The organism is Streptomyces sp. DH37, assembly GCF_029813835.1.
GTDB lineage: Bacteria > Actinomycetota > Actinomycetes > Streptomycetales > Streptomycetaceae > Streptomyces.
In genome coordinates, this window is sequence record NZ_JARVKV010000001.1 from 60,078 (window position 1) to 73,260 (window position 13,183).

Here is a 13,183-nt window from a genome sequence, read left to right on the forward strand (position 1 = left end):
AGCCCGCCCCGGTGTCCCAGCATCAGACGTCCCACACCTTCCAGGTCGACCTGCGCGGCCTGGTCGACCTGCTCTCCCACCACCTCTACTCCAGCCCCCGCGTCTACCTGCGCGAACTGCTGCAGAACGCGGTGGACGCCATCACCGCCCGCCAGGCCCTGTCCCCGGACGCGCCTGCCCGGATCACCGTGGAGACCGGTGAGGCGCTCACCGTCACGGACACCGGCGTCGGCCTGTCCGAGAAGGACGTCCACACCTTCCTGGCCACGATCGGCCGCAGCTCCAAGCGCTCCGCCGACGGCGGCCTCGACGGAACCGCCATCGCCTCCGCGCGCGCGGACTTCATCGGCCAGTTCGGCATCGGACTGCTCGCCTGCTTCGTCGTCGCCGACGAGATCACCGTGGTCAGCCGATCGGCGGCCACCCCCGAGGCCCCGGTCGTCGAGTGGCGCGGACGGGCCGACGGCAGCTACACCATCCGCACCCTGCCCCCGCACGCCAGACCCGAGCCGGGCACGACGGTGCGGCTGACCCCGCGCGCGGACGGCACCGAGTGGACGCGCCCCGACCGGGTCCTCGAACTGGCCCGCCACTACGGCGGCCTGCTGAGGCACGAGGTCACCGTGGTCGACGCGCGCGGCACGGCCACCCGCGTCAACCGCACCCCGCCGTGGGAGGAGCGCCACGCCTCGCCGCTGGCCCGCCGCGAGGCGCTGGCCGAACACTGCCGCTCCACCTTCGGCTTCACCCCGCTGGACACCGTCGAACTGGACCTGCCCGTCGTCGGGCTGCGCGGCGTCGCCCACGTCCTGCCGACCGCCGTCAGCCCCTCCCGGCGCGCCGGCCACCGGGTGCACCTCAAGGGCATGCTCCTGTCGGACCAGGCCTCCGAACTCCTGCCGGACTGGGCGTTCTTCGTGCGCTGCGTGGTGGACACCACCGGCCTGCGGCCCACCGCCTCCCGCGAGGCGCTGTACGAGGACGAGACGCTCGACGCCGTGCGCGAGGCGCTCGGCGCCCGGCTGCGCGACTGGCTCACCGGCCTGGCCGCCGGCGACCCCACCCTCCTGCACCGCTTCATCGAGGTCCACCACCTGGCCGTCAAGGCGCTGGCCCGCCACGACGACGCGCTGCTGCGGATGCTGCTGCCGTGGCTGCCGTTCGAGACCACCGACGGCAACGTCACCCTGGACGAGTTCGCCCGCAGCCACCCCACGGTCCTGGTCACCCGGAGCGTGGAGGAGTTCCGGCAGGTCGCGCCGATCGCCGCGGCGGCCGGCCTCGGGGTCGTCAACGGCGGCTACACCTACGACCGCGACCTGGTGCACCGGCTGCCGGAGATACGGCCCGGCACCACCGTCGGCGACCTGGACCCGGCCACCGTCACCGCCCACCTCGACGCGGTGGAGCCCGCCGCCGAACTGGCCGCGGCCTCCTTCCTGGCCGTGGCCCGCGAGGCGGTCGGCGCCCACGACTGCGACGTGGTGCTCCGCAGCTTCCAGCCGGTGACCGCCCCCGCCCTCCTGCTGGACAACCGGGAGGCCCGGCACGAGCGCACCCGCTCCGAACTGGCCGGCGCCGGCGACGGGCTGTGGGCCGACATCCTCGGCTCCCTGCGCACCGAGGCCCCCCGCGCCCAACTGGTCCTCAACCACCTCAACCCGCTGGTCCGCCGTGCGGTGACGATCACCGAACGCGGACTGGCCACCGCCACCGCGGAGGCGCTGTACGGGCAGGCGCTGCTGCTCAGCCGCCGCCCGCTGCGCGCCGCCGAGAGCGCCCTGCTGAATCGGGCCTTCCTCGGCCTGCTCGACCACGCCATGCACGACCCGGCCGGCCCTCGCGGCGGCTCGGCCTCCCGGAAGGAGCCGTGATGCTGGACACCCCGGAGGCCGTGCTCGACGCGCTGCGGGAGAACAACGAACGCCCCTACGGCCTGCCCAGGACCGTGGCCGCCGAGGAACTGGTCGCCGCGGCCGAGCAGTTCGAGGAGCCGGACGTCCTGGTCACCGCGCTGCTGGAGCTGATGGAGGCCTACGAGTACACCGGCGAGCACCGCAAGTCGCCGGTCGTCTTCGCCCGCGTCCTCCAGCTGTGGGACAGCAGCCCCGACGCGTTCAGCGAATGGGAGGGCCACCAGGTCTACTGGCGCTTCAAGTGGGTGACGACCTCGCTGCTGGAGGTGCCGGACGTACCGCTGGCCACCGTCGAGCAGTGGATCGGCCGGATGCGCGGGCGCTACCGCGAGGCCGGCCACGGCATGCAGCCGGTGGCGGCCATGGCCCACCGCGTCGCGCTGCACACCGGCAGCGGTCTGGAGGCGGCCTACGACCTGTGGGTGACCCGCCCGCGGGAGCGGCTGAGCGACTGCGAGGCGTGCGAGATACGCCACCGGGCGCTGCACCACCTCGCCCTAGGGGACGACGAGCGCGCCCTGGAGGTCTGGGCGCCGCTGTTCGCCGGGGCCGTGAGCTGCCAGGAGGAGCCGTACGTCAGCCACGCCTTCGCGCTGCTGCCGCTGCTGCGCGCCGGCCGCGCCGACGAGGCCCGCTCGCACCATCTGGCCGGATACCGCTACGCCCGCGGACGGACGGGCATGGCCGAGGAGATCGGCCTGCACCTGGAGTTCTGCGCCCTGACCCGCAACGAGGGGCGCGGACTGGAGATCCTCGCCGAGAACCGGGAGCTGTTCGGCGCCACCGGCGCCCCCAAGGCGCGGCTGGCCTTCCTCACCGGCGTCCAGGTGCTGCTCGGCCGCCTCACCGAGGAGGGGTACGCCGACGCCCCCGTCGCCGGACCGCCCGGGCGGCAGTGGACCGCGCGGACGCTGCTCGCCGAGGTCGGAGCCGAGGCGGACGGCCTGGCCGCCGCCTTCGACCGGCGCAACGGCACCGCGTCGGTCGGCGAGCGCCGCCGCGCGCGCCTGGCGCGGCGCCCCCTGCTGGACGAGCCCCTCCCCCTGGGCCTGCGCGTCACGCCGCTGACCGGCCCGGCGGACGGCGGGGCCGCCCCGGCGCCCGCACCCGCCCCCGCCGCGCACCGGGTGGCCGTTCCCGAGGACTTCGCCGAACTGGTCGCCGAGGCACGGCGGCTGGCGGACGAGGGCCACCCCGGCGACACCCCGCTGTGGGAGCGGATCGCCGAGCGCGTGGCCGCCGACGGGTACGTCCACGACCCGGCGCTCGGCCACCCGGACCGGCTCCTGGCGGAGCTGGCCGAACAGCGCGGGTTCGCCGAGGACGAGCGGGGCGGGGACGGCCGGGCCGCGATGGCCGAGGCGGCCGACCTGTACGTCCGGGCCGGCCTGCCCTGGCACGAGCTGGCCGCCCGGGCCCGCGCGGCGTGCCGGACCGAGCAGGGGCGGGACGGCGCCTCCGGCGACCACTCCGGCGACCACTCCGGCGATGCGTCCGGCGATCACTCCGCCGTACGCCGGGAGCTGGACTCCCTGCTGGAGCGGGCCGAGCGGATGCTCCCCGGCGGGGACCGGGAGCCGGACGCGGAGTTCCGGCCGGACAAGTACCTCGTCGTGCTCCAGTGCCGCACCTTCGCCGCGCACGCCGAGCTGACGGACCGGCTCCCGGACGCCGCCCCGGAGGCCGTGGCGCGCTTCGAGGAGGCGGTCGCGGCGCTGCACGCCGGGGCCGAGCGGTGGAAGGTCCCCCACCAGACCGCCGCCGCCCACCTGTACGCCGCCGACGTCGCCGCCCGCACCGGGCGCCTGGAGGAGGCCGTCGAACGGCAGCGGCGCTCCCAGGAGATCCTGGAGGAGACCGGCACCCCGTGGCGGGCGACCCGCGGGATGCTGCTGCTGGGCCAGATCCTGCTGCGGACCGGCCGGGCCGCGGACGCCGCGGAGGTGTTCCGGCAGGCCATGGCCCGAGCCGCGCGGTACGACGACCGGTCGTTCCCGGCCACCTCCGTCCACGCGATGCTCGGCCACGCCTGCAAGCACGCCGGCGAGCTCCCCGGAGCCGTCCGCCACCTGTCCGAGGCCGCCGCCCGCCTCGACCGGGAGGGCGACCACAACGGCGCCGCCGAGTGCCGTCTGGAACTCGCCGACGCCCTAGCCGCCTCCGGACAGCCGGAGGACGCCGTCGCCGTGCTGGAGTCCGCGGTCCGGGAGGGCGGTGCGGACTCCGGGAGCCCGCTCGACGAGCGGCTCCTGGCCCAGATCCGCCTCACCCTCGCCCGGGGCCTGTCGGACCTGGAGGAGCACCGCCCCGCGGCCGAGGAGTTCCTGCGCCTGGCCGACGCGGTCGCCGGGTGGGAGGAGCGGTTCACCCACACCATGGTCGCCTCCCAGGCCGCGGTGGCACTGGCCCGCGACGGCCGCCGGGAGGCGGCGGGGGCCGCCCGTGAGCGCGCGCTGGAGTCGCACCGCGAGGCGCCGAACCCGGGGCCGGTCCTGGAGATGCTCAGGGAGTTCGCCGACCTCGCCACGCGCGGCGAGGAGCGGGACGCCGAGGCGGCGCTCGGCCACCTGGCCGCCGCGGACGGGCTGCTGGCCGACGCGCCCGGGGACGGGGAGGACTTCCCCCACTGGTACCACGCCGGCCAGAACCACCTGTGCCGGGCCCGCTGCCTGGCCCGCACCGAGCGCTTCGACGAGGCGCTGGGCGAGGCGGAACGGGCCGACGCGCGCTTCGCGGAAGGCGGCCCGGACGGCGCGGGAAGCCGGGCGGAGGCGGCCCGGCTCGCCGCGGTCGTCGAGGGCAACGGGCTGGGCCGGCCGGAGGCGGCCGTGGTCCGCCTGGACGCGGCGATCCGCCGCTGCGCCGGAGCCGACCTGGACGAGGCCGCCCGGATCCTCACGGCCCTGCGCGAGGACATGGCCTCCCGCTGAGGCCGTGTCCTCGCACCGGGCCGGTCCGCCGCGGACCGGCCCGGACCGGCCCGGCCCGGCTCCGGCGGCTCCGGGCCCGTGCGGCCGGTGGTCGCGGCGGCGGTTCGCGCCTCCCCGTCCGGACCCCGTCGTACCGCCCGTGAGCCGCGCGGACGCGGCGGGGGGCAGCGGCGCGGTGTCACCCGGTCGGCCCGCCTGACCGCGAGATCGGCCGCGGGCGGGGGCAGGGTGGTGGCATGTGGTACCCACGACTCGCGCTGGGCGCCGCCCTCCTGCCGCTGGCGCTGCTGGTGATGCGGGACGTCCCCGCCCACCTCATCGACCCCCCGGGGCCGGCAGCCGCCGGCCCCGGGTCCCCGGACACCGCGCCGCGACCCGCGGTCGTCAGCCGGAAGACCTGGCGCGCCGACGAAGACCTGGTCAGGGAGGCCGCGAGGTACACGGGTCCGGTGAGCGCCGTCTTCGTCCACCACACCGGCCACCCCAACGGCTACGACTGCTCGGACGTCCCGGAGATGCTGCGGGCCCTGGAGGCGGACCACATCACCGGCCAGGGCTGGGACGACATCGGCTACAACTTCGTCGTGGACCGGTGCGGAACCATCTACGAGGGCCGGGGCGGCGGCATCGGACGCTCGGTGTACGGCGCGCACACCAAGGGCTTCAACCGCAACAGTGTCGGCGTGGCCGCGCTGGGGACCTTCGGGGCGGGGGAGACGGTACCGCGCGCGGTGATCGACGCGATCGCCGAGGTCGCCGCGTGGAAGCTGCGGCCCGGCGCCGATCCGCAGGGCAGGGTGCGACTGGTCTCGACGAACGACGAGAGCCGCTACGACGAGGGCCAGGCGGCGACGTTCGACGTCATCTCCGGCCACCGCGACAGCCACCAGACCGACTGCCCCGGCCAGGCGCTGTACGACCGCCTTCCGGAGATCCGTACGGAGGCGGCCCGGCTGCGGCGGCTCTGACCGGTCCGGGCGGCGGTACGGCCTCCGGTCGCGCGGCCCGTCCCCGGCCGACGGGCCCCGCCGCCGCGCCACGCGGGCGGGACGGGCGGGGAACCGCCCGCGCACATCCGGTACACCGCCGAGCGGATACGCCCGGCGGTGCCGACCGCGACCTGAGCGGTGCGGTCCGTATCAGCGCGGCGGTCACGGAGATCACGGCGGTCACGGCGGTCACGGCGGTCACGGCGAGCGTACGGCTCGTCCGGTCGCGGCCGGCCGCGACCGGACGCGGAGCCCGACCCGGCCGCCGGGGCGGACGCGGGAGGGCCGACGATCGCCGGCGCGCGGTGCGGAACCGGCAGCCGGCTCGTCCACCGGGTCGCCTGACGCGCGGCGGCGGCTCCGCCGACGGGCCGCCCCCGGACACGTTCCGGGTGTCCGGGGGGCGGTCGGCGCGGTCGGTCGCGCCCTCAGGGGATCTCGGGAGATTTCAGGAGGCTCCGGGGGTTCCCGAAGGTCTCAGAAGGAGAAGACCGCGGGCGCGGTGTCCGCCATGACGCAGGCGTTGGGGAAGGTGCGCGCGTACGAGACCCTGCGGCCCTCCCAGACCCCGTCGGCGGTCACGGTGACCGGGTCCCAGATCATCGGGCACATCCGGTCGCCGCGGGCCTCGGCCAGCGCGGCGAACTCGCCGTTCACGGCACGCAGCTCCCCGCACGCGCGGGCGGGGGCGGGGTGGTCGCCGCCGGGGGCCGGCGAGCAGCGCAGTACGACGGCCCGGCGCACGGTGGACGTCGCCGGGTCCTCGCCCTCGCCGACAGTGAGCACCAGCGCCGAGGGCGCGTACAGCCCCTGGGGTTGTGCGGGCGCGGCGGCCGCGCTGGGCACCGCGCCTGCCAGGCAGCCGGCGGCCAGCGCGGCGCTCAGCCCCAAACCCTTGATGGCGTACCGCATATCGAACACTCCTTGGCTCGGTTTGGCAGATTCCGAACGGGAGTCTTGCTGGAGCGAACGACGAGCGCACATCGGATGGATCACTTCCGGTCACCTTCCGCGACGGACCGGTGGCTTGCCGTGGTGTCCGGGCAGCTCGGAAGCCCTTTGCGCTCGCCGGGAGAGCGTGTCCACCATGTGGACGGGGCGTCGGTGGAGGACGGGCGAAGTGGGGCCGACCTGCTGATCCTCTTCCGGGCCGCTTCTCTCCGGACGCGTCACCTCGACCGGAAAGAGCCGTACCTCCCCCTTCTTCGGTGGCGCCGCCCCGCGGGCTCCGGACGCCCGCGCACGGCGTGCCCGGCTCCGCCGCGATTGCGGTCGCGTACGACCGCGCCGACCATGAACGCCGACGCGGCGCCGGGCGGCCCGGTGCGGTTTCCGAGCCGCCGGAACCGAACCGCCACCGCCCTCAGGCCGCCTGCCCCCCGTTCCCGGCGTCGGCCGCGGCCCGGGCGGGGGACGCCGCCGCGTAGGGGGCCTGCGCGTACGGAGCCTGCCCGGGCGCGGGCGGCACCGCCGCCCGCTCGGGGGGCGCCGCGTCCGGGTGCGGGCCCTGCTGCGCCCTCTCCAGGAACCGCAGCAGTTCGACGGGGAAGGGCAGCACCAGGGTGGAGTTCTTCTCGGCCGCGACCGCCACCACCGTCTGCAGCAGGCGCAGTTGCAGGGCCGACGGCGTGTCGGCCATCTGCTGCGCCGCCTCCGCGAGCTTCTTCGACGCCTGGAACTCCGCGTCGGCGTTGATGACGCGGGCCCGCCGGTCGCGGGCGGCCTCCGCCTGGCGGGCCATCGACCGCTTCATCGTCTCCGGCAGGGAGACGTCCTTGATCTCGACCCGGTCGACGTGGACGCCCCAGCCCACGGCCGGGCTGTCGATCATCAACTCCAGGCCCTGGTTCAGCTTCTCGCGGTTGGAGAGCAGGTCGTCCAGATCGCTCTTGCCGATGATCGAGCGCAGCGAGGTCTGCGCCATCTGGGAGACCGCGAAGCGGTAGTCCTCCACCCTGACGATCGCGTCGGTGGGGTCCACGACCTTGAAGTAGACGACCGCGTCGACCCGGACGGTCACGTTGTCGCGCGTTATCCCCTCCTGCGCCGGTACGGGCAGGGTCACGATCTGCAGGTTGACCTTGCGCATCCGGTCGACGAACGGAACGATCAGGGTGAAGCCCGGCGTGCGCACGGAATCCATGACCCGCCCGAGCCGGAAGACCACCCCGCGCTCGTACTGCTTGACCACCCGGGCGGCCAGCACGAGGTACACGGCGCAGACGCAGAGCACCGCGATCCCTGCCACTATGAGTCCCTGGGTCATCACAGACACCTGCCGTCCATGCCGTGAGAAATGTCCTTTTTGTTGTTGTATTCACCATAGCCCTGTGCCAGGAGACCGGGGGAGGGGGGTACGGGACCGGCGGCCCCGCACCGTGCGCGGGTCCCGGCCGGGGGCGGCTTGATACGGGGACTCCCGGGGCGTAGACCGGAACCGATGGCCCCTTCGGGAGGTAGGCGGTGGTCACGATGACGACCAGGACCCTGCGGGTCGACCGGTCGAACGCCGAGCAGGCGCGGGCCTGGGACGGCGAGGAAGGGGCTTACTGGGCCGCGCACGCGGACCGGTTCGACCGCGCCGTCCGCGGCTACGAGGCGCCCCTCCTCGACGCGGCCGCCATCGGGCCGGGCGACCGCGTGCTCGACATCGGGTGCGGCACGGGCGAGTCGGCGCGCGACGCCGCGCGCCTGGCGGTCGGCGGCTCGGTGCTCGGCGTCGACCTGTCCGGGCAGATGCTCCGGGTGGCGTGGGGGCGGGCCCTCGGGGAGGGGCTCGGCAACATCGCCTTCGAGCGGGCCGACGCGCAGACCCACCCCTTCCCCGACGCGCGCTTCGACATCGCGGTCAGCCGCAACGGGGCCGTGTTCTTCGCCGATCCGGTGGCCGCGTTCCGCAACATCGCACGCGCCCTGCGCCCGGGCGGACGGCTGGTCCTGCTCGTGTGGCAGCCCCCGTCCCGCAACGAGTGGTTCCTCGCCTTCACCGCGGCGCTCGCCGCGGGCCGGGTCCTGCCGGAGCCGCCGCCCGGCGCCCCCGGGCCGTTCTCCCTGGCCGACCCGGAACGGGCGCGGGCCTGCCTCATGGCGGCGGGCTTCGGCGTGCCGCGCGTCGAGGGACTGTCCGCGCCCATGTGCTTCGGGTCCGACCCCGAGGACGCGTACCGGTTCGTCTCCGGCATGTTCGACCGGATGCTCGGCGACCTCGGCGCCGGCGAGCGGAACCGGGCCCTCGCCCGTCTGCGGGCGTCCCTCGCCGCGCACGGGACACCGGACGGCGTGCTGTACGACTCGGCCGCCTGGCTGGTCACCGCCCTGCGCCCCTAGTGTCCCGACCCGGGGACGCGGCGGCGGTACGCGGTGTGGTCCCAGCACGGGCGCCGGTCTCGGCGACGAGACCCTCCGGCCGGCCGGGCCGGGCGGGCCGGTGCCGCGTCCGCCCCGCCGGGCTCCGGTTCAGCGGGTGACGACGGTGTCCGCCACGGCGTCGCCGTCGGAGGCCGGCGGGTGCTCGGCGAACTTCCTCTCCAGCGCGACCCGTTCGGCCTCCGACGGATCGCTGTCGAGGGAGTCGATCAGCGAGTCGCGCGCCGCGCTGCCCTCGGGCCGCACCAGCCCGACGACGACGTACAGCGTCAGCGAGGTGAGGACCGGCAGACCGACGTTCACGGTCTGGGTGGCGTCCTCCACCCACCAGTACAGGTACGCCCAGACCGCGAGGCCGCCGGCCCAGGAGGTGAGCGCCGCGAGCGGGCCGTGGCGCCGGAACCAGGGCAGCAGGCCGAGCATCAGCGGGATGGAGATCGGTCCCATGGTGGCGGCGACGATGCTCACCACGACCGTCATGATGAAGCCGTCCGGGTCGGTGAGGAGGGCGAAGGCCATGCTGACCGTGACGAAGGCGACGGTGGTGATCCGCGCGAACAGCAGCTGCCCGGCCTCGGTCAGGCGCCGTACGCCCGGGACGACCACCGGGGCGAGGTCGCGGGTGATGACGGCGGTGATGACGTTGGAGTCGGAGGCGACCATGGCCATGGTGTGGGAGAAGAATCCGGCCAGGAGCAGGCCGATGACGCCCGCGGGCAGCAGCTCCTGGGCGAGCATGATGTACGACCGCTCGCCGTCGTCGAGACCGGGGACGACGAGCGGGGCGGCGATCATCGGCACGAAGAGGATGAACGGCCACACGATCCACAGGAAGCTGGAGAGCAGCGCGGACCTCTTCGCCCGGGAGCCGGAGGGCGCGGCCATGTAGCGCTGCGCCAGGTTCCACATGCCGCCGTTGTACTCGAAGGTCTTCACCAGCAGGAACGCCATGATCAGCCCGGTGGTGACGGGGCCGTTGACCGGGTCGCCGCGGTCGGCCGGCAGGTCGCCCCACATCGTCCAGAGCGTGGCCACGCCGTCGAGGTGCGCGAAGAGCGCGAAGAGCATCGCGAACCCGGCGACGGCCTGGATGACGAACTGGCCGAAGTCGGTGAGGACGTCGGCCCACAGACCGCCGAAGGCCATGTAGAACATGGTGCAGATGCCGGTCAGGGTGATGCCCCACACCAGCGGGATGTCCGCGAAGCCCTGGAGGAGCAGGGCGATGGCGACCCACTTGGCGGCGATGTCCACCACCTTGAGGACGGCTCCGCTGTAGGCGAGGACCTGCTGGGTGGGCAGGTCGTAGCGGACGGCGAGGTAGGCGAGCGGCGAGTTGACCCCGTGTCTGGCGCGCAGCCGGTTCCAGCGGGCGGCGAAGAGGAAGGCGCCGACGCCGATGCCGAGCCCGATGGTGAGGGGCCACCAGAAGTAGACGGTGACGCCGTGGTCGTACGCGACGGCCGCGAAGGTCACGAACATGATCGCGCTGTAGCCGGACATGTGGTGCGAGATCCCGGAGAGCCACCACGGTATGCGGCCGCGGGCCGTGAAGAAGTCGGCGATGGTGTGGATGCGCTTCCTCGACCAGAGGCCGATGCCCACCATCACGAGGAAGTACGCACCCAGCACGATCCAGTCCAGTGTGGCCACGACGGCTCCTTTGGTTCATAGATGTGAACTTCTGTCAACTCTATGAATGCGTGCCGTCACAGTAGAAGCGCCTTCACGGTGCGTCAATACACGGGTGACACCGGTGCGGCAAGAAATAGGGGAGGGTCGTGGATCCGGGTTCATGTCCACGTACGCGAATGATGCTTGAGCTGGTGACGAGCGGAGGCGCCTGTGCGGAGGCCCCGCCTCCGGCCTCGGCGCCCCGCGCCCGTCTCACGCCAGGAGGGCGTGCCCGCGCTCGATCAGACGGGACAGTTCCTCGATGTGCTCGGGGGCCGGCTCGCTCAGGGGAGACCGCACCCCGCCCACGTCCAGGCCGCGCAGCCGTACTCCGGCCTTGACCAGGGAGACCGCGTAGCCGCGCCCCTTGTTCCGCAGCTCCACCAGGGGGCGGTAGAAGCCGTCGAGGAGGCGGTGCGCCGTGGCGTCGTCGCCCTTGGTGAAGGCCCGGTGGAAGGCGACGGCGACCTCCGGCGCGAAGCAGAAGGCGGCGGAGGAGTAGAGGGTGACCCCGATGCCCCGGTAGGCGAGGCCGGTGAGTTCGGCGGTGGGCAGCCCGTTGAAGTACAGGAACTCCGTGCCGGGGTCCGCGGTCCGCACGGCGCTGACGATCCGCTGCATCAGGTCGAGGTCCCCGACGCCGTCCTTCAGGCCCACGATCCTGGGGTGGCGGGCGAGTTCGGCGACGGTGGCCGGGGCGAAGACGGCGTTGTCGCGCTGGTAGACGATGACGTCCAGTCCGGTCGCGTCGGCGAGGGCGGTGTAGTGGGCCCGCAGCCCCTCCTGGCCGGGCACGACCAGGTAGGGGGGCATGGCGAGCAGTCCGTCGGCGCCCGCCTCCTCCGCGGCGCGGGCGTACCGCACGGCGAGGGCGGTGCCGTACCCGGCGCCCGCGATCACCGGCACCCGTCCCGCCGCCTCCGCCACCGCGGCGGAGACGCACGCGCTGAACTCCTCGGGGGTCAGGGCGTGGAACTCGCCGGTGCCGCAGCAGGCGAAGACGGCGGCCGCGCCGGCGTCGATGCCGTCGCGCACGTGCGCGCGGAACGTGTCGATGTCGAGTGCGCCGTCCGGTCCGTACGCGGTGACGGGGAAGAAGAGCAGGCCGTCGAGCCGGGTGGCGAGAGGGGGTGGGGTCACGGTTCTCCCTGGGTGTGTGACACGGTGGACGATGTACACATTGGCGACCAGTGTTTACATTTATGAACACCGTTACGGTAAGGCAGCGGCTCGACACGGTCAAGAAGCCCCCGTGCCGGGTGCTTTCGGCAGGTCGGACGACCTCTCAGAAAGCGCTTTCCCTTTTCCCTTGACGGCGCCTGGGAGACTCCCTAATCTGCCCACAGTTGTGAATTCCGTCCATGCATCCGCACATACGCCGGATGCACGCCAGCCCGTGCGTCGGCCGTCCACCGCACCGAGGAGACCGTCCATGCCCGCTCCCAGAACCATCCTGCTGACCGGCGCCGCGGGCGGCCTCGGCACCCTGATGCGAGGCCTGCTGCCCTCCTACGGCTACACCCTCCGGCTCTTCGACGTCGCCCCCGTCGAACCGCTGCCCGGTGCGGAGGGGCGGCCGGAGCGGGCCGAGGAGACGATCACCGCCGACCTCTCGGACCGCGCGGCGCTGCGGGAGGCGGTGCGGGGCGTGGACGCCGTCGTCCACCTCGCCGGGATCTCCCTCGAGGCCTCCTTCGAGAAGATCCTGCGGGCCAATGTCGAGGGCACCTACAACCTCTACGAGGCGGTGCGCGAGGAGGGCGTCGGGCGCGTCGTCTTCGCCTCCAGCAACCACGCCGTCGGCTACACCCCCCGCCCGCGCGAGGGCGACCCGCTGATCCCCGTCGACACCCCGCACCGCCCGGACACCTTCTACGGCCTGTCCAAGTGCTTCGGCGAGGACCTGGCCCAGCTCTACTGGGACCGGCACGGCATCGAGACCGTCTCCGTCCGCATCGGCTCCTGCTTCCCCGAACCCACCTCGGTGCGCATGCTCTCGGTCTGGATGAGCCCGGCCGACGGGGCCCGCCTCCTGCACGCCGCACTGACCGCCGAGGGGGTCGGACACACCGTCGTCCACGGCAGCTCCGCCAACACCCGGCTGTGGTGGGACCTCTCCTCGGCCCGCGCCCTGGGATACCAGCCCCAGGACGACTCCGAGCCGTACGCGGCCAGACTCATCGCCGAACAGGGCGAACTCGACCCGGACAACCCGGAGCACGCCTGCCTGGGCGGCCACTTCACCGTCAACCCGCCGATCTGGCCGCACTGAGACGGGGACCGCGGGCCTCCGCCGGACGCGGCCCGT

General features: G+C 74.1%; 9 protein-coding genes. 5 read left to right on the forward strand and 4 right to left on the reverse strand.

Features of this window, described 5'->3' with window-relative positions:
- The first annotated feature begins 11 nt into the window (after positions 1-11).
- From QC029_RS00235 to QC029_RS00245, 3 genes are all read left to right on the forward strand, one after another.
- Complete coding sequence (locus tag QC029_RS00235) at positions 12-1,874, forward strand: HSP90 family protein (protein WP_279553185.1); 1,863 nt, start codon at positions 12-14, stop codon at positions 1,872-1,874.
- Complete coding sequence (locus QC029_RS00240; RefSeq protein WP_279553186.1) at positions 1,874-4,846, forward strand: tetratricopeptide repeat protein; 2,973 nt, start codon at positions 1,874-1,876, stop codon at positions 4,844-4,846. The genes QC029_RS00235 and QC029_RS00240 overlap by 1 nt, the downstream gene beginning before the upstream one ends.
- Positions 4,847-5,082: 236 nt before the next feature.
- Complete coding sequence (locus tag QC029_RS00245) at positions 5,083-5,814, forward strand: peptidoglycan recognition protein (protein WP_279553187.1); 732 nt, start codon at positions 5,083-5,085, stop codon at positions 5,812-5,814.
- Between the two features lie 498 nt (positions 5,815-6,312).
- Here the strand turns inward: QC029_RS00245 and QC029_RS00250 are convergent, their stop codons facing one another.
- Both QC029_RS00250 and QC029_RS00255 read right to left on the reverse strand, forming a co-directional pair.
- A complete protein-coding gene (locus tag QC029_RS00250) occupies positions 6,313-6,747 on the reverse strand; it encodes a subtilase-type protease inhibitor (protein ID WP_279553188.1) in 435 nt (144 codons plus the stop codon).
- Between the two features lie 451 nt (positions 6,748-7,198).
- Positions 7,199-8,101 (reverse strand): slipin family protein, encoded by a 903-nt coding sequence (locus tag QC029_RS00255; protein ID WP_279553189.1) that lies wholly within the window; start codon positions 8,099-8,101, stop codon positions 7,199-7,201.
- Positions 8,102-8,307: 206 nt separating this feature from the next.
- Between QC029_RS00255 and QC029_RS00260 the strand changes: the two genes are divergently transcribed.
- The gene (locus QC029_RS00260) at positions 8,308-9,162 is read left to right on the forward strand and encodes a class I SAM-dependent methyltransferase (protein WP_279553190.1); all 855 of its coding nucleotides are present in this window, start codon (positions 8,308-8,310) and stop codon (positions 9,160-9,162) included.
- Between the two features lie 129 nt (positions 9,163-9,291).
- Here the strand turns inward: QC029_RS00260 and QC029_RS00265 are convergent, their stop codons facing one another.
- Positions 9,292-10,854 (reverse strand): sodium:solute symporter family protein, encoded by a 1,563-nt coding sequence (locus QC029_RS00265; RefSeq protein WP_279553191.1) that lies wholly within the window; start codon positions 10,852-10,854, stop codon positions 9,292-9,294.
- A gap of 234 nt (positions 10,855-11,088) precedes the next feature.
- Positions 11,089-12,015 carry a 5-dehydro-4-deoxyglucarate dehydratase gene (locus tag QC029_RS00270; protein WP_279553192.1) on the reverse strand — a complete coding sequence of 309 codons (927 nt, stop codon included), beginning with the start codon at positions 12,013-12,015 and terminating at the stop codon, positions 11,089-11,091.
- A 292-nt stretch (positions 12,016-12,307) separates the two neighbouring features.
- On the opposite strand from QC029_RS00270, the gene QC029_RS00275 reads away from it, so the two are divergent.
- Complete coding sequence (locus QC029_RS00275; RefSeq protein WP_279553193.1) at positions 12,308-13,147, forward strand: NAD(P)-dependent oxidoreductase; 840 nt, start codon at positions 12,308-12,310, stop codon at positions 13,145-13,147.
- The last annotated feature ends 36 nt before the right edge of the window (positions 13,148-13,183 follow it).

Coding starts and splice junctions, on each gene's coding strand:
- QC029_RS00240 (WP_279553186.1), top strand. CDS start 1,874: ATGCTGGACACCCCGGAGGCCGTGCTCGACGCGCTGCGGGAGAACAAC.
- QC029_RS00245 (WP_279553187.1), top strand. CDS start 5,083: ATGTGGTACCCACGACTCGCGCTGGGCGCCGCCCTCCTGCCGCTGGCG.
- QC029_RS00250 (WP_279553188.1), bottom strand. CDS start 6,747: ATGCGGTACGCCATCAAGGGTTTGGGGCTGAGCGCCGCGCTGGCCGCC.
- QC029_RS00255 (WP_279553189.1), bottom strand. CDS start 8,101: ATGACCCAGGGACTCATAGTGGCAGGGATCGCGGTGCTCTGCGTCTGC.
- QC029_RS00260 (WP_279553190.1), top strand. CDS start 8,308: ATGACGACCAGGACCCTGCGGGTCGACCGGTCGAACGCCGAGCAGGCG.
- QC029_RS00275 (WP_279553193.1), top strand. CDS start 12,308: ATGCCCGCTCCCAGAACCATCCTGCTGACCGGCGCCGCGGGCGGCCTC.